This window comes from Luteibacter sp. 22Crub2.1, from assembly GCF_900167995.1.
Taxonomy (GTDB): Bacteria; Pseudomonadota; Gammaproteobacteria; order Xanthomonadales; family Rhodanobacteraceae; genus Luteibacter; species Luteibacter mycovicinus.
In genome coordinates this window covers 153,081-168,919 of record NZ_FUYT01000003.1, presented here as the reverse complement: position 1 = coordinate 168,919, position 15,839 = coordinate 153,081, and the positions used below count along the sequence as shown (strand labels likewise).

The following is a 15,839-nucleotide window of genomic DNA, read 5'->3' as shown; positions in this document are numbered from 1 at the left end:
GCATGCCTTCGATTATCCTGAAGGCATGAATACCCGGCTTCCCGAACCCAGCGCCGACGAGCGCGCTCATTCCGAGCATCTGATCAGCCTCCTGCGCGAGGAGATCGCGGCCCACGGGCCGATGCCGTTCTCTCGTTTCATGGAGCGCTGCCTTTACGCCCCTGGCCTCGGTTATTACAGCGCCGGCAAGACCAAGTTCGGCGCGGACGGCGACTTCGTCACCGCACCGGAACTGGGGACCTTGTTCGCCCGTTGCGTCGTGCGCGCGTTCGAGCCGGTGCTGGCGTCGCTCGGCCCCGAGGCGAATTTTCTCGAGATCGGTGGTGGCAGCGGCGCGTTCGCCGAGGCGGCCCTGCTGGCGCTCGAGGCAGCGGGTGTCGTGCCACGCCGCTTCATGATCCTGGAACCCAGCGCCGACCTGCGTGAGCGTCAGCGCGAACGACTGCATGCGAACCTTCCCGCGGGGCTTGCGGCACGTGCCGTATGGCTCGACGGTCCGCTCGAGGAGGAGTGGGACGGCGTGATCTTCGCCAACGAGGTGATCGATGCGCTGCCGACGACGCGGTTTACCGCGCGCGACGGAGAAATCTACGAGGAATACGTGATCCTCGACGGCGATGGCCGCTTCATGCGCAGCGATCGTCCGGCGGATGCGCTTGTCGGCGGCGCCGTCCGTCACGTGGAGCGTGACCTCGGACGCGAATTCGACGCGGGTTACCGGACGGAGATTCTTCCGCAGCTGCCGTACTGGATGCAGGCGGTGGCGGGCACGTTGCGCCGTGGCGCGATGGTGTTCGCCGACTACGGCTACACCCGCAGTGAGTACTACCTGCCTGAGCGCACCGACGGGACGCTGCGTGCGTTTTATCGGCATCGTGCGCATGGCGATGCGTTTTTTCTTCCGGGGCTGCAGGATCTGACGGCGTCGGTCGACTTCACGGCGCTTGCGGAGGCGGGAAATAACGCCGGGTTCGGTGTCGCCGCGTATCTTCCTCAGGCGCAGTTTCTGATCGCGGCGGGGATGCAGGAGTTCTTCGAGGACGATTATCTGCGGCTCAGCGATGAGGCGGCGCGCTTTCGTCTGTCGCAGGAAGTGAAGAAGCTGACCCTGCCCGATCAGATGGGGGAGCGGTTTCAGGTGATGATGTTCGCCAAGGGCGTGGATCCGGCGGCATTGCCGGAAGCGGTGTTGGCGGCGGATCAGGGGGCTCGGCTTTAAGGCTTAAGCACCGACGCGATGGCCGATGCCTGGGCTTTTTTCATGGCCTCGCCGATCGCCGGGCCTTGCAGGCCTTTTTCGACGAAGGGTTGTGAGGTAACGTCCGAGGCGGCCTGGCGACAGGCGCGCAGGAAATCGGCTTGCGGGTAGGGAGCATCAGTGTTGCCGCCGCGGCCGCGCTTGTCGGCCATGCAGGCAAGGAGGAAGGTCTCGAGACGTTCCGGTCGGCGTAGCGCGCCGAGTGCTTCGAGCAGGCGCAGAATCGTGGTCGGCTTCAGCTCGAGCGCCATGTGTGCGTTGAGGTGGTGTTTGCAGACCATCTCCGCCATGAAGGCGTATTCCGCGGGCACTTTGAGTCGCGCGGAGATCTCGCGCACGGGCTCGATGCCGCGCTGCTCATGCATGATGTGGCGAGGCAGGACGTCCGCCGGTGTCAGCGCCTTGCCGAGGTCGTGAGTGAGGGCGCAGAAGCCGACGAGAGCGTCGCCGGGCGCGAGCGCGGCGGCGGCATCCAGCACCATTTCGATGTGGATGCCCGTGTCGACTTCCGGGTGGTATTCGGGACGTTGCGGTACGCCGTACAGCGCGTCCACTTCCGGGAACAGCACGTGCAACGCGCCGCTCTCGCGAAGCATACGCACGAAGACCGACGGCGCCGGTTCGGCGAGTGCCTTGCGGGTCTCGGCCCATACGCGCTCGGGAACGAGATGGTCGATTTCACCGTCGTCGACCATGCGTCGCATCAGCGCCATGGTGTCCTCCGCTACGGTGAAGCCCAGCGGAGCGTAACGTGCGGCGAAGCGCGCGACGCGCAGCAGGCGGACCGGATCTTCGGCGAAGGCATCCGATACATGACGCAACGTACGTGTCTCGATGTCGCCTACGCCACCGAACGGGTCCACCAGCGTGCCGTCCTCGTGCTGGGCGATGGCGTTGATGGTCAGGTCGCGGCGCTCGAGGTCCTGCTCCACCGTGACGGACGGATCGGCGTGAAACGCGAACCCGTGATATCCGCGACCCGTCTTTCGCTCGGTACGAGCGAGGGCGTATTCCTCTTTCGTCTCTCCGTGCAGGAAAACGGGGAAGTCCTTGCCGACGGCCTTATAGCCAGCGGCGAGCATGGCTTCGGGCGTGGCACCGACGACCACCCAGTCGCGATCCACGACCGGACGGCCCAGCAGCTGATCGCGGACGGCGCCGCCGACGAGGTAGATATCCATAAGATCGTTCAGGGCCGACGTTTGGTGCGCGCTTCATCCAGGCGGCGCTGACGAACGGGCTGGCCGAGCAGACGCGGCAACCAGGCGGAAAAGGACTGGGGCGCGATGCCGAGCTGCGCGAGGCCGTCGACCTTGCCGACGGAATCCGTACGCAGCGAGAGAAAATTATCCGGCGTGAACGGCTTGCCCGGCACGAACTGCGCGAACTCCGCCTGCAGGCGGCCGAGGCTGTCAGGCATGGGGATGACGACACGACGGCGGCCGCGCGCATCGCGAATGGCACGCACGATGTCGATCAGCGTCAAGGTCTCGGGCCCGTACAGTTCGAACGTGCGCAAGGCGCCGATCGCCGGGTTGGCGACCGAGCGGGCGATGGCTTCCGCCACATCGCCTACGTAGACGGGCGCCATCTTCGCCTGCGGGCGCGGCAACGGCATCACGGGCGCGACGCGCAGCAGCTTGTCGAAGCGTGTGACGAGTCCGTCGCCCGGGCCGAAAATCGTGCTGGGCTGGTAGATGGTCCAGTCGAGCGTCGACGCCTTGACCAGGGCCTCCGCCTCACCGCGCGAACGCAGGTATCTGGACAGCCCCTGGCCGGCCTTGAGTGAACTCATCTGATGCAGACGATGGACACCCGTGGCCTGACAGGCCTCGATGATCAGGCGGGTCAGCTCGACGTGCGCCCGCTGGAAGGTCTGACGACCGCTTTCGCTGAGGATGCCCACCAGGTTGATGACGGCATCCGCTCCCGCGATGTGCCTGCGCAGGACGGCGGGATCGTAGACATCGGCGCTGACCGTGGTGACCTGCCGACCCACCGCGCTGTGCCGGCGGTTTTCCCGGTTGCGTGACAGCAACAGAAGCGAGTGTCCGTCGGCGGCAAGCCGGGGTACGAGCGTGCCGCCGACAAAGCCGGTGCCGCCGAGGATGACAATGCGTTGAGCGTTCATGAGTTCAGCCTAGGCCGCTTGGCGCCCGACGCCAAGCGAATCAGCTCTGGGGTTCCTGTGGGGCCGGAGCGGAAGTCGCCTCGGCGGGCGCCGGCTGGGTGACAGCCGGCGCCGTGGGTGGTGCGGGTCTGGCGACCAAAGGCGCCGGACAGGAGACCGGTCTACGTACGGCGCCAGGGGAAGGCAGGGCATACGTGCTGCCGATCCGTGTCATGCGCGACCCGATCGGCAGCGCATTACCCGTCAGCCGCCAATCGTAGATCACGGCGAAGGCCATCACGCGTGCGACATATTCGCGCGTCTCCTTGTAGGGGATGCTCGCGACGAAGAGATCGGGGTCCAGCGAGCCACGGGCGCTCACCCACTGGTCGACCTTGTTCGGCCCGGCGTTGTAGGCGGCGCTCGCCAGCCAGGGCGCCCCGTTGTAGCGGGCGGCCATCTGCGAGAGATAACGCGTGCCGAGAATGATGTTGGTCGTCGGTTCGTAGAGGCTGTCGCCGCCGCTCCACGCAAGCCCGTTACGCCTGGCGACGAGAGACGCGGTGCCCGGCAACAGCTGCATCAGCCCTCGCGCGTCGGCGCCGGAACGGGCGTCCGTCATCCATGCGCTCTCGGCGCGGATGATGGCGTAGGCCCAGGGTGCTTCGATGCCAGCCTGGCTGGCCTGTTCGACCACACCATCCTGGCGTGCCAGCGGGAAGCGCTGTTCGTACAAGCGCAGGGCCTCGCCCGACGACAGCCCGAAGACGCCACGGTCGTACCAGCCTTTGCGGAAGGCGAGGTCGGCGGCGAGCCGTTGGGTATCGGCGTCCCGCCCTGCCAGCGCGGCCGTCCATTCACGGCGCGCGTACTTCTGGAGGCCGACCGCATAGAGCTCGAAAGCGCGGTCGACGCCGGGTTCCGTCAACAACGCGGCCTCACGACGCTCATCGGTGGCCATCGTCGCGGGGCAGATGGCGTACGAGGCATCGATCCGGTCGGCGGCCAGGAAACCGAAGTACGTCGCCTCCTGTGCAACGTTCTGGTAAATGGCCTTCGCCTCGCCCTGGCGTCCGAGCTTTGCGAGCACCAGCGCACGGAAATAACGCCATTCGCCGTCGTCTTTCTGCGCAGGCGCGAGCGCGTCGATGGCGGCGAGTGCCGCCGGCCAGTCCTGTCGGGCCAATGCGACGCGCACGCGCCACTCGCGCGTCGCGTCGGTCTGCGCACCCGGCGGCAGCGCGACCAGGCGATCGAGCGCCGACTCGTCGAAATCGGTCGCGTGGAAGAGGGCGAGGGCGTTGAGAACGGCGCCCTTCTGCTGCTCGCTCAGTGAGAAGCGCGGCGCCAGCGAGGTCCATGCGCTGTCGGCCACGGTCGACTGCTTGCGGGCCATGCGCTGCAGGGCGAGCGTCACGGCCTGACGATGGCGCTGCGTATCCGGCCAGGTGGCCGCGTCACGCAGCGCACTGGTCGGGTCGTTGAGGGCCTGCGCGATGCGCTGGCCCGCAGCGGCATCTTCGGGCGGAAGCCAGGCGGCGAGTCCGGCCACCGTGCCGCCCTTGCCCGCATCGGCGGCGGTCTGGATCCGCGTCCACAGGCGATCGGGCGTCAGCAGGCCCTGGTCATGCGCGGCGCTCAGCACCGGATCGCATGCGTTCGGCAGGCTGGCCTTCTTCCACAGGTCGGCCAGGTCGGTCTCGAAGACGAGCGGCTGGCCGCGCGACAGCTTGGCCTGCAGGGCGAAACAACTCAGTCCGTCCCCGAGACCGGGCTGGTACATCGCGGTGAAAGTCACCCAGTCCTTACGGCGCGCCAGCTCGTTGAGGAAGTCGCGGCGCAGGTCGGCGGCAGGGATGAGGCCGGGGTTGGCGGCGAGGTAGGCATCGACGCGGGCGCGATCGAGCGTCCGCAGATCATGCTCCAGCGACGCGGCTTCCAGGTACGGGAAAAGCACGTAGTGTTCGAGTCCGGTGGCCTGGGCGCGCCATGCATCGCCGCCCTGCTGGGCCGTTGCGTAGGCCTGGCGGAAGCGCGTGCGCTCCGTGTCGGAACCTTCCGCCGAGGCCCGGAGGCTACCGGCGAGGCCGCAGGCGGCAAAGGCGAGGCCGGCCAGGAGGCGAATGGAGCGGGCGGCGCGTCGCGTTGCCGGGGCGGAGACCATCGGGATTCCTTCACGTGTACGTACCGCATCATTGTAAGGGAAGCGTGTGCGCAGGCTTGATGAACGCAGCCAATGCAGCGGCAATCGCCCTCGCGGGCCCGGCCCGTTAAGCTTGTCCGGCTTCCCCCTTTACGCTCTCGAACTGGAACGGCATGCCGCCCCATCTTCCTTACGCGCGATTCGCGCGACCGCTCGCATGGCTCGTGCTCGTTGCCGCCGCCGTCTTCGGCGCTGGCTACTGGTTTGTGCTGGGCCGCCCGATCGCCCTGCCGGATTCGCCGACGGCGAAGATCGCCTGCGTGTCCTACGCGCCCTTCCGGCTCAAGGGCGAGACGCCGTTCGACCTCAACGCGTTTATCCCGCCCGAGCGGATCGATGCCGACCTTAAGGCGCTGTCCACGCGTTTCGACTGCGTGCGCACGTATTCCATGGGGCAGGGACTGGGCGCCGTGCCTGACATCGCCGGCCGATACCACATGAAGGTGTTGATGGGCATCTGGCTGGGGCGCGACCCCGTCGCCAACGAGCGCGAGATCAAGCTGGGCATCGAGGCCGCGCGTCGGGATCACGACAGTCTGCGGGGCATCGTCGTCGGTAACGAGGTGCTTCTCCGGGGCGAGTTGTCGGAAAAGGCGCTCGCGGCCTACATCGCCCGCGTCAACGAAGCGACTGACGTACCAGTCACCTACGCTGACGTGTGGGAGTTCTGGCAGAAGCACCCGGCACTGGCCAAGGTCACGGACTACCTCACGATTCACATTCTCCCCTACTGGGAAGACGAGCCCGTCGCTCCGGAAGACGCCGTGCGCCATGTGGCCGACGTCTACCAGAAGATGAAGGGCGAGTTCCCGGGCAAGCAGATCATGATCGGTGAGACGGGCTGGCCCAGCCAGGGCCGTACGCGCCGGCACGCGAGTGCGAGCCTGGTCAACGAGGCACGCTACATGCGCGAGTTCCTCAACTACGCCGCCACGGTCGACATGCCCTACAACGTGATCGAGGCCTTCGATCAGCCGTGGAAGCGCGACCTGGAAGGCACGGTCGGCGGCTACTGGGGCATCTTCGACGTGGATGCGAAGCCGAAGTTCGCCATGCAGGGCCCGATCGTCGAAGAGCCGCGCTGGACCTGGGCACTCGGCATCGGCGGCGTCGGTGCGCTGCTGTTCCTGCTTGCGGGCGCCATTCGCCGTCGCTGGCACGGCGCGTCGGGCTGGGTGTCGCTGGCGCTCGCCGGTTTTGCCTCGGGCACGGCGTTGGCGGCGCACGCGCGGCTCCTGTCCTTCGCCGCGCGTGACAACGTCGAATGGGCTACCGGCATCATCATCGGAGTCGTCGCACTGGCGACGGCGCTCTCGCTGGCGCGTGCGATCGCCGCGCGTCTGGCATCGCCGATCGATCTGGCGGCGGTCGCACCGCGTCCGGTCGAGCGCCGTCGCCTGGGTATCGCGTGGTCGGACGCGTTTACGCCGCAGCGCTTCTTCTGGATGTTCGTACTGACCCTGTACGGGATTCTGCAGGTCTTCAACGGTCGCTATCGCGATTTCCCGATCGGCCTGTTCGCGCTGCCTTGCATCGGGTTCTTCCTGCTGGGGCTGCTGCGCACGCGCGAGGACAGTCTGATGCCGCTGGTCGAGGAGCGCTTGATGGCGGTGTGGATTCCGCTGCTGGGTATCGCGGTCGTCGTCGAGGAAACCGGTGTCAACGCGGTCTCCTGGGGTTGGCTGCTGCTCAATCTGGCGCTGGCGTGGCCGGTGCTGACGGCCTGGCGGCGGGCGCGGCGGCTTTAGTCAGGCCTCCGCGGGCTCCGCCCCACCGAACTGCGCACGTACCAGTCGCAGCGAGCCGATCAGCAGCGCCACCGCGCCGCCCTCGTAGCAATACAGCTGCAGCGCGATCACGCCCAGCGATGCCGCCAGCACCGCCGACACGGTGCTACGCCAGAACAGGGCCACCAGCGCCATCAGCACCGCCGCGTATCCGTAGGCGTAGGTCAGGAAGCCCTGCACGATGAGGTTGCGCGTGCCGCACCACCACGGACCGCCCGCGCCGTCGCAGGCATGCGCCGCATCGGCCGGCTCGATGAAGCCGTAACGCAGCACCGTGGCGGCGAACGCGACGATAACGATGACGGCCCAGGGCAGGGCGGCGCGCAGGCTCGATTTCATGGACGACTTACCTCAGGGGGTTGCGGCGCCAGCGGCTTCGGCTAGCGCGAGCGGCAGGCGAATTTCGGCGGCGAGCGGCAGATGATCGGAGAACGCCCGCGGCAAGGTCCACGTGCGCTCGAGCTTGATGTCGGCCGACGTGAGGATGTGGTCGAGCGCACGGCGCGGTTTCCAGCTGGGAAACGTCGGTGTGCTGATCGTCGGCATCTGCAGGGCGGTCTTCTCGAACAGGCGCTGCATCTCGGGTGAGGTGGGCTCGGTGTTGAGGTCGCCCATCAGTACCGCATGCGGATAGGGCGCGAGCAATTCCGCGATGAAACCCAGCTGTCCCATGCGTGCCGCGGCGCCCAGAGACAGGTGGGCGATGACCACCACCAGAGCATCGGCCCCCGTGCCGAAACGCACGAACAGCGCGCCCCGGCCCTTGATGCGGCCGGGCAGCGGATAGTCGATGACTTCGGTGGGCTCGATGCGGCTGAGCAGGCCGTTGGCGGAATGCGCGACGCGTGCCATCGGCCGGTTCGGCTGATGGCTCCAGAAGGGCATGCCGGCGGCTTCCGCGATGTAACGGGTCTGGTTGAGGAAGCCGGAGCGCAGGCTGCCGGCATCGGCTTCCTGCAAACCGACCACATCGAATTCGTGAAGGAGCTCGGCGAGCGAGTCCAGGTTTGCCAGTTTCGAGCGGCCCGGAAGGACGGCGTTCACGCTGCGCGTGACGTAGTCCGTGTACCGCTGGACGCTCGCGCCAGCGAGGATGTTGCAGCTCAGAAGGCGCAGGGTGCGCTCCGGAGCGAGAATGGGTGGCGGCGTGAAGCGGGTCATGTGAGGGGCTTTGTCGGGTCTCGTCTGGCGATAACGCCAGAGAATGCCCTCCGTCGTGTGAACGGAGGGCAGGCGATCGTCAGGGCTTACTTGCCGCCCTTCAGTTCCTTGTCGACCAGGTAACTGACGACGCCGTTGAGCTCGTCGAAGTCCTTGATCTGCGCGCTGCGGTACTTGCCGTCGACCACGACCGTGGGCGTGCCGTCGATGCCCCAGTTCTGAATCAGCTTGCCGTCGGCGAGGATCCGCTGACGGATGGCATCGTCCTTGGTCGCCAGCTGCAGGAACCTGGCTTTGTCGACACCGTAGTTCTTCGCGTACCAGTCGGCCAGCTCGTCGATCGTGGCGATCGGGTAGTGGTCGGTATGGATCGCCTTGAACAGTGCCGCATGGGCCTTCTCGGCCACGCCAAGCTGTTTGGCCGCGTAGTAAGCCTGCGCGTACGGCAGCCATGCATCGTTGAATGCCGCCGGAATGACGCGGAACGTCACGCCCTTGGGCAACTTCTTCTGCAGGGTCTCCGCGTACGGCTCGTAATGGGCGCAATGAATGCAGCCGTACGAGAACACCTCGACCACTTCCACCTTGCCGTCCTTCGGATCGAGGCGCTGCGGGGTGGTGGTGGCCACGTACTGCTGGCCTTCGGTATAGGGGGGCGCACCTTCGGCCGGCTTGGCGCTGCACGCGGCGGTGAGCGCGAGGCCGACGAAAAGGAGCGAGAGACGCTTGAACATGGATATCTCCGTGAGGGGTCGAGAACGCGGTTACTTACCCGCGGCTTCCTTGCTGATGAGCCATTGTGCGAGCTCTATCGCCTGGGGATAGCCACCGGCCGTGATCGCCGTGAAGCGGTACTTGCCGTTCACTACGATGGTCGGCGTGCTATCGACCTCGTAGGCGCGGATCAGTTCATCCGCCCGCTTCATCTTGGTGTTGATCGTGAAGGAGTTGGCCGTGGCCACGAACTCTTCCGGCTTGACGCCGTACTTCGCGTAAAACTTTGCGACGTCGTCGATGGTCGGCCATGCCGACTGCGGCTTCGGCTTGTTGGTCTGCTGATCCATGATGCCCAGCTCGCCGCTCTTGAAGACGGCGTCGAACATGGCGTCGTGGCTCTGCTTGTCGACGCCGAAGGCCTGCGCGGTGAGATAGGCGCGCTGCAGCAGCGGCCAGTTCTCATCCGGGCGGAACGAGGCGGGCGTGAAGGTCATGACCGTGCCGCGCGGCAGGTCCTTGACCAGCTGGTCGACGATGCCGTGGAACTGGAAGCAGGCCGGGCAGCCGTACGAGAACACCTCGGTCACTTCGATCTTGCCCGGGGTGCTGGTGGGCTGCGACGGATCGATGCGGAAGTAGTGCTTACCTTCGACCCACTTGCCGTCGTCGACGAAGGGCTTGGCCGGCGGGCGCTTGTCGTCGGCGTCGCTGGGCGCGGCGACCGGGGCGGCCGAAGCGGCGGCATCCGTGGCGGCTGGCGCGCTGGCGGTGGACGGTGCGGCCGGCGCGGCGGCCGGAGCCGGCGCGGCGGTGGAAGCGGCGGCGGGTGGCGGCGCGGTGGCCGCATCGTTGTTGCCGGAGCTGCAGGCCGCGAGGCCGATCAGGGCGGCGCAGAGGAGGGGAAGGCGCATACGCATCAGGGTTCCTTTTCTTACCTTCTTAAACGAGAACGGGCCCGAAGGGGCCCGTTCGATCTTCCAACTTTAACGCCATCAGGGCGTCGCGGGTGCGGCCTGCGTCGCCTCGTTCGTGTGCAGACCCTCGATATAGCTGGCGACGGCGGCGATATCCTTGTCGTCGAGCTTCTGCGCGATGGTCACCATGATCTTCGTGTGCGGGTCGTCGTTGGGCGTGCCGCCCTCGTGCCAGGCCTTGAGCCGCGACTCAACGTACTTCGCGTGCTGACTGGTCAGCTGCGGGTAGCGTGCGCCCGGATTGCCGCCGCCGTCCGGCCCATGGCAGGCCATGCAGGCGGGAATGCCGCGATCGACATCGCCCTGGCGATAGAGCTTCTGGCCCTGATCGACATAGGCCTGATCGGCCACGCCCGGCAGCGACGCCTTGGTGGCGAAGTAGGCACCGATGTCGTGCATGTCCTGTTCGCTCAGTGGCGCGGCGAAGCCCGCCATGATCGGATTGGAGCGTTTGCCCGACTTGAAGTCGGCGAGCTGCGCGGCGATGTACTGCTCGCTTTGTCCGGCCAGACGCGGGTACTGCGGATCGGTGGAGTTGCCGTCGAGGCCGTGGCAGGCGCCGCAGGCAGCGGCCTTGCCCTGACCGGCGGTGGCGTCACCGGGCTTGAGCGCGGCGGTAGTGCCGCCGACGGGCGCGACGCTGGTTTCGGTTTTCGGCATCCCCGGTGTCGCTGGATCGGTCGCCGGATTCGCGCCCGGTGTCGCGGCGGTGCCTGCCGCCGCCGGGGCGGTGCCTGCCCTGGCGGGTGCCGCGGTCTGAGCCGTGGCGAGATTCATGACGAGCATCGCGGTAATGGCAGCGGCGGCGTGCCGAAACTTCATAGCTATCTCCAGGAGGGATGCTTCCGAGTCGGGCGAACTCCCCAGCGCGCCGCGATCAAAAGATTATGGGGGGCGGGAGAGAGCCCGGTCAAACCGGTGCGGCGCGCGGCTCCGCGCGCTATCGCATACACTGCCGGACTGTCGTATACGCTCTCCGGCCCGCCGAACATGTCTTCGAACCCCCTCAACAGCGCCCGCTTTGTCCTGGCCGCGAATGAAATCACCCAGCTGCCCTATGACCAGGGCGCCGAAGTGGCGTTCGCCGGTCGCTCGAACGCCGGCAAATCGAGCGCCCTCAACGCGCTGACCGGGCACAACGGCCTGGCCCGCACGTCGAAGACGCCGGGGCGCACGCAGCTGATGGTGGTGTTCGACCTGGCGCCACTGAAGATCGAGGGCGAGTCGCCGGTGGACGCGCGCCTGGTCGACCTTCCCGGATACGGCTACGCCAAGGTGCCCGAAGCCATGCGCAAGCACTGGCGTGGCGAGATCGACGCCTACCTGAAGATGCGCCGGAGCCTGCGCGGCATCGTGCTGATCGTGGACATTCGCCATGAGCTGAAGGACTTCGACCGCACCATGATCGAGTTCTGCGCGGCCACCGACCTGCCGTGCCACGTGCTGATGACCAAGGCCGACAAGCTGTCGCGCGGGCAGGCGTCAGCCGCTCTGGAAACCCTGCGCAAGGATTTCCGCAAGAACAACGTGCCGGGGACCGTGCAGATGTTCTCGTCGCTGGCCAAGACCGGTATCGAGGAAGCGCGGGCGCGGGTGATGGAGTTGCTGGCTACGCCGCGACCGCACGAACTATAAAAACATCGCGCGCGGGGCGCGCTCCTCCAGGTAGGAGCGCGCCCCGCGCGCGATCAAGGTATCAGGCGACGGTGGCCATAAAAGCCTCGCACAGCGCCTCCATCCCGCGACGATCCTCGTCATCGAAGCGCGCCACCGACGGGCTATCCACGTCCCACACGCCGAACAGGCTGCCGTCGGCCTTGACCAGCGGCACTACGATCTCCGAATTCGATGCGGCATCGCAGGCGATGTGGCCGTCGAAGTCGTGCACGTCACGGATGACCTGGGTTTGCCGCGTCTGCGCGGCCGTCCCGCACACGCCGCGACCCAGCGCGATGCGGATGCAGGCAGGCTTGCCCTGGAACGGGCCGACGACCAGCTCGGTGCCATCGAACAGGTAGAACCCGGCCCAGTTGAGATCGGGTACGGCGTCGTAGATCAGTGCGGCAAAGTTGGCGGCATTGGCGATCGTATTCGTCTCGCCGTGCATCAGCCCCTTCGCCTGCTGCAGCAGCTCGGCGTAGAGGGTGGCCTTGTCGTCGGTGGCGAGCGCCTTGGCTTCAAACATGGCGATATATCCAGGGGATTCGTGATCGGAAGAAGACGTGTATGGTGCCACGACCCTGTCCCCGCAAGGCCGTCACAGCATGTCGCGACACCTCTTCGTCGCCGGTACCGACACCGGCATCGGCAAGACGCACGGAGCCCAGACTCTGGTTCATGCCTTTCGTCAGGCGGGCGAGCGCGTCGCCGGCATGAAGCCGGTGGCCAGCGGCTCGGCGCGAAGCCAGGAGGGCCTGCGTAATCAGGACGCGCTCGATCTGATCGGCGCCAGCGCGCCCCCGCCCCCGTATGCGCTGGTCAACCCGCTCGCCTACGAGGAGGCCGTGGCCCCTCATCTGGCTGCGCTGCGCAGCGGACGACCCGTCACCTGGCCGCCGCTGGACGCGGCCTTTCAGTCCCTGGCCGCCGACTACGAGCGTGTGGTGGTCGAAGGCGTCGGCGGCTGGCTGGTGCCACTGGGGGACGGCATCTCGGCTGAGGACATTCCCCGTCGCTGGGACCTGCCGGTCGTGATGGTGGTCGGTGTCCGCCTCGGCTGCATCAGTCATGCCCGTCTCACCGCACGGGCGATCGAGGCCGACGGCTGTCGCTTCGCCGGCTGGATCGCCAACATCATCGAGCCGACGATGCCGCTGCTGGAAGAGAACATCGCAACGCTCCATGCGAGCCTGGCCGCCCCCTGTCTTGGCGTGCTGCCTTACCGCGTGGCCCCACCCGATGCGGCCATGTTTCTCGATCTCTCCCCGCTGGGCTGACGGCGGCTTCACGCGCGCGGACGTAACTAGGACGTCATGACCACGTACTTTCTTTCGATCAAAGACATGAGCCGGGCGAAAGGTCCGGACCCGGAGCTTTCGTTCGAGGGCATCGGCCCGGACAAGCTCGCCACGGACATCGCCGACGCCATGCGCGGCGATGGCTTGTTCCAGCGCTGGCGCGCCAGGCAGCCCGAACCGGATGAGGTCGATCCCAGCCTGGGCGTGACCGACGGCACCGCTTCGGCAAAAGGTGAGCTGTCCAACGACCGCACCGACATTCAGCTGACGACGTCGCTGCCGATGCGGATCGTCAAACATCGTCTGAATCTTCTCATCGGCTCCAGCTGGGAGCTGCGCGACACCCGGTGAAAACTCTTGCCCTGACTGATGGCGGTTGTCCCCGCCGGGCTTACGCCGCTAGAGTCGGCGCTTTGCTCACCGCCAGGGGACAACCCACCCATGCTGAAGGTCCGTAGCCTCGTGATCGCCACTTCGATCGCCCTTACCGCCGCCTGCTCGTCGTCGAACGACGCCGATAAGGCCACCGCCCCGGCACCCGCCGGCACGGCCCCCGCCCACGCGGCTACGACCGCCGCCGCCCCGGCCGCGCACGAAAACCCGCTGCTGGTCGCCAGCACGCTGCCGTTCCAGGCGCCGCCCTTCGACAAGATCGTCGACGGCGACTTCCAGCCGGCCATCGAAGAAGGCATGAAGCAGCAGATCGCCGAGATCGAGGCGATCGCCAATTCGGCCGACGAGCCGACCTTCGACAACACCATCGTCGCGATGGAGAAGTCCGGCGTGCTGCTCAAGCGCGCGCAGAGTGTCTTCAGCGCGCTCACCGGCGCGAACACGAACGACACGCTGCAGAAGGTCGACGAAGAAGAGTCGCCCAAACTTGCCGCGCACAGCGATGCCATCTACCTCAACGACAAGCTGTTCAAGCGCGTCGAGGCGCTCTACGAGAAGCGCGATTCGCTCAAGCTCGATCCGGAATCGGCACGTCTGCTCGAGGTCACTTACAAGGACTTCGTGCATGAAGGCGCGAAGCTCTCCGAAGCCGACAAGACCAGGCTGAAAGAGCTCAATAAGGAAGAGTCGACCCTCAGCACCAAATTCACCAACATGCTGCTCGCCGATACCAAGGCTGGCGCGCTGGTGGTCGATGACAAGAAAGCACTCGATGGCATGTCCGACGGCGACATCGCCGCCGCCGCCGATGCCGCCAAAGATCGCAAGCTCGACGGCAAGTACGTGGTCGCGCTGCAGAACACCACGCAGCAGCCCGCCCTGCAGGCCCTGAACGATCGCGCCACTCGTGAGAAGCTGTTCAAGGCCTCGTGGGAGCGCGCTGAGCACGGCGACGCCAACGACACGCGCGAGACCATCACGCGCATCGCTCAGTTGCGCGCCGAACGCGCCAAACTGCTCGGTTTCCCCAATTACGCCGCATGGAAACTCGACGACCAGATGGCGAAGACGCCCGAGGCCGCCGAGAAGTTCATGGAGCGCCTGGTGCCTGCGGCGGTCGCCCGCGCGAAGAGCGAGTCGAAGGACATCCAGGATGTGATCGACAAGGAAAAGGGTGGCTTCCAGGTCCAGGCATGGGACTGGGACCATTACGCCGAGAAGGTCCGCAAGGCCAAGTACGATCTCGACGAGTCGCAGGTCAAGCCGTATTTCGAACTCGACAACGTGCTGCAGAACGGCGTGTTCTACGCCGCCAACCAGCTCTACGGGATCACGTTCAAAGAGCGCAAGGACATCCCGACCTGGCAGCCGGACATGCGCGTGTTCGAGGTGTTCGACAAGGACGGCACCTCGATGGCGCTGTTCTACGTCGATTACTTCAAGCGCGACAACAAGAACGGCGGCGCGTGGATGAGCAATCTCGTCGACCAGTCGAAGCTGTTCGGCAACAAGCCGGTGGTCTATAACGTCGCCAACTTCAGCAAGCCCGCCCCGGGCCAGCCGGCGCTGATCTCGTTCGACGACGTCACCACCATGTTCCACGAGTTCGGTCACGCGCTGCACGGCATGTTCGCCGACTCGCAGTACCCGTCGCTTTCGGGCGCGAACACCGCGCGCGACTTCGTCGAGTTCCCGTCGCAGTTCAACGAGCAGTGGGCGTCCGACCCGAAGGTTTTCGCCAACTACGCCAAGCACTACCAGACCGGCGCGCCCATGCCTGCCGAGCTGGTCGAAAAGATCAAGAAGGCCTCGAGCTTCAATCAGGGCTACGCGATGAGCGAGCTGATCTCGGCGGCGCTGCTCGACATGCAGTGGCACATGCTGCCGGCCAGCGACAAGAAGCAGGACGTCGACCAGTTCGAAGCCGATGCGCTGAAAAAGGCCGGCTTTACGCTGGCGCAGGTGCCGCCGCGTTACCGCTCCAGCTACTTCCAGCATATCTGGGGTAACGGTTATGCCGCCGGTTACTACGCGTACCTGTGGACGCAGATGCTCGACTCGGATGCCTTCGAGTGGTTCAAGGAGCACGGCGGCCTGACCCGCGAAAACGGCCAGATCTTCCGCGACAAGATCCTGTCGAAGGGCAACACGGAAGAACTCGGCAAGCTCTACCGTGACTTCCGCGGCAAGGAGCCGAGCATCGAGCCGATGCTGAAGGATCGCGGTCTCAAATAAGCATTTTTAAAATGCCTGATCGACGGCCTCCGCAAGGAGGCCGT

Annotated in this window: 15 protein-coding genes; 6 read left to right on the top strand and 9 right to left on the bottom strand. The window is 66.3% G+C overall.

Annotated elements, in window-relative coordinates:
* The first annotated feature begins 25 nt into the window (after nucleotides 1-25).
* Nucleotides 26-1,219, top strand: coding sequence for a class I SAM-dependent methyltransferase (locus tag B5X73_RS03960; protein WP_079520657.1), 1,194 nt, complete (start codon nucleotides 26-28; stop codon nucleotides 1,217-1,219).
* Here the strand turns inward: B5X73_RS03960 and B5X73_RS03955 are convergent.
* The 3 genes from B5X73_RS03955 to B5X73_RS03945 are packed head-to-tail and all read right to left on the bottom strand — an operon-like array spanning nucleotide 1,216 to nucleotide 5,532.
* Nucleotides 1,216-2,439: a multifunctional CCA addition/repair protein gene (locus B5X73_RS03955; RefSeq protein ID WP_079520656.1), complete on the bottom strand. Its 1,224-nt coding sequence runs from the start codon at nucleotides 2,437-2,439 to the stop codon at nucleotides 1,216-1,218. The genes B5X73_RS03960 and B5X73_RS03955 overlap by 4 nt on opposite strands.
* Before the next feature lie 8 nt (nucleotides 2,440-2,447).
* Nucleotides 2,448-3,389: a complex I NDUFA9 subunit family protein gene (locus B5X73_RS03950; RefSeq protein WP_043691935.1), complete on the bottom strand. Its 942-nt coding sequence runs from the start codon at nucleotides 3,387-3,389 to the stop codon at nucleotides 2,448-2,450.
* A gap of 40 nt (nucleotides 3,390-3,429) precedes the next feature.
* Nucleotides 3,430-5,532, bottom strand: coding sequence for a transglycosylase SLT domain-containing protein (locus B5X73_RS03945; protein ID WP_079520655.1), 2,103 nt, complete (start codon nucleotides 5,530-5,532; stop codon nucleotides 3,430-3,432).
* A 152-nt stretch (nucleotides 5,533-5,684) separates the two neighbouring features.
* Between B5X73_RS03945 and B5X73_RS03940 the strand changes: the two genes are divergently transcribed.
* A complete protein-coding gene (locus B5X73_RS03940; RefSeq protein WP_079520654.1) occupies nucleotides 5,685-7,319 on the top strand; it encodes a glycoside hydrolase family 17 protein in 1,635 nt (544 codons plus the stop codon).
* Here the strand turns inward: B5X73_RS03940 and B5X73_RS03935 are convergent, their stop codons facing one another.
* From B5X73_RS03935 to B5X73_RS03915, 5 genes are all read right to left on the bottom strand, one after another.
* Nucleotides 7,320-7,697, bottom strand: coding sequence for a hypothetical protein (locus tag B5X73_RS03935; protein WP_079520653.1), 378 nt, complete (start codon nucleotides 7,695-7,697; stop codon nucleotides 7,320-7,322).
* Nucleotides 7,698-7,709: 12 nt separating this feature from the next.
* Nucleotides 7,710-8,519 carry an endonuclease/exonuclease/phosphatase family protein gene (locus B5X73_RS03930; protein WP_079520652.1) on the bottom strand — a complete coding sequence of 270 codons (810 nt, stop codon included), beginning with the start codon at nucleotides 8,517-8,519 and terminating at the stop codon, nucleotides 7,710-7,712.
* An 86-nt stretch (nucleotides 8,520-8,605) separates the two neighbouring features.
* A complete protein-coding gene (locus tag B5X73_RS03925; protein ID WP_036116366.1) occupies nucleotides 8,606-9,253 on the bottom strand; it encodes a thiol:disulfide interchange protein DsbA/DsbL in 648 nt (215 codons plus the stop codon).
* 30 nt (nucleotides 9,254-9,283) lie between these two features.
* Complete coding sequence (locus B5X73_RS03920) at nucleotides 9,284-10,147, bottom strand: thiol:disulfide interchange protein DsbA/DsbL (protein WP_254857216.1); 864 nt, start codon at nucleotides 10,145-10,147, stop codon at nucleotides 9,284-9,286.
* 81 nt (nucleotides 10,148-10,228) lie between these two features.
* Entirely contained in the window at nucleotides 10,229-10,870 is a 642-nt protein-coding gene (locus tag B5X73_RS03915; protein WP_254857226.1) for a c-type cytochrome, read from the bottom strand.
* A 330-nt stretch (nucleotides 10,871-11,200) separates the two neighbouring features.
* Here B5X73_RS03915 and yihA point away from each other — a divergent pair, with 330 nt between their 5' ends.
* Nucleotides 11,201-11,845, top strand: a complete 645-nt coding sequence (yihA, locus tag B5X73_RS03910) for a ribosome biogenesis GTP-binding protein YihA/YsxC (RefSeq protein ID WP_036116362.1) — start codon at nucleotides 11,201-11,203, stop codon at nucleotides 11,843-11,845.
* A gap of 61 nt (nucleotides 11,846-11,906) precedes the next feature.
* On the opposite strand, the gene B5X73_RS03905 is transcribed toward yihA, so the two are convergent.
* Entirely contained in the window at nucleotides 11,907-12,395 is a 489-nt protein-coding gene (locus tag B5X73_RS03905) for a GAF domain-containing protein (protein ID WP_043691946.1), read from the bottom strand.
* 79 nt (nucleotides 12,396-12,474) lie between these two features.
* Here B5X73_RS03905 and bioD point away from each other — a divergent pair, with 79 nt between their 5' ends.
* From bioD to dcp, 3 genes are all read left to right on the top strand, one after another.
* A complete protein-coding gene (gene bioD, locus B5X73_RS03900) occupies nucleotides 12,475-13,146 on the top strand; it encodes a dethiobiotin synthase (protein WP_079520649.1) in 672 nt (223 codons plus the stop codon).
* Between the two features lie 36 nt (nucleotides 13,147-13,182).
* The gene (locus B5X73_RS03895; protein ID WP_036116358.1) at nucleotides 13,183-13,518 is read left to right on the top strand and encodes a hypothetical protein; all 336 of its coding nucleotides are present in this window, start codon (nucleotides 13,183-13,185) and stop codon (nucleotides 13,516-13,518) included.
* Nucleotides 13,519-13,608: 90 nt separating this feature from the next.
* Entirely contained in the window at nucleotides 13,609-15,795 is a 2,187-nt protein-coding gene (gene dcp / locus B5X73_RS03890; RefSeq protein ID WP_079520648.1) for a peptidyl-dipeptidase Dcp, read from the top strand.
* Nucleotides 15,796-15,839 lie beyond the last annotated feature (44 nt).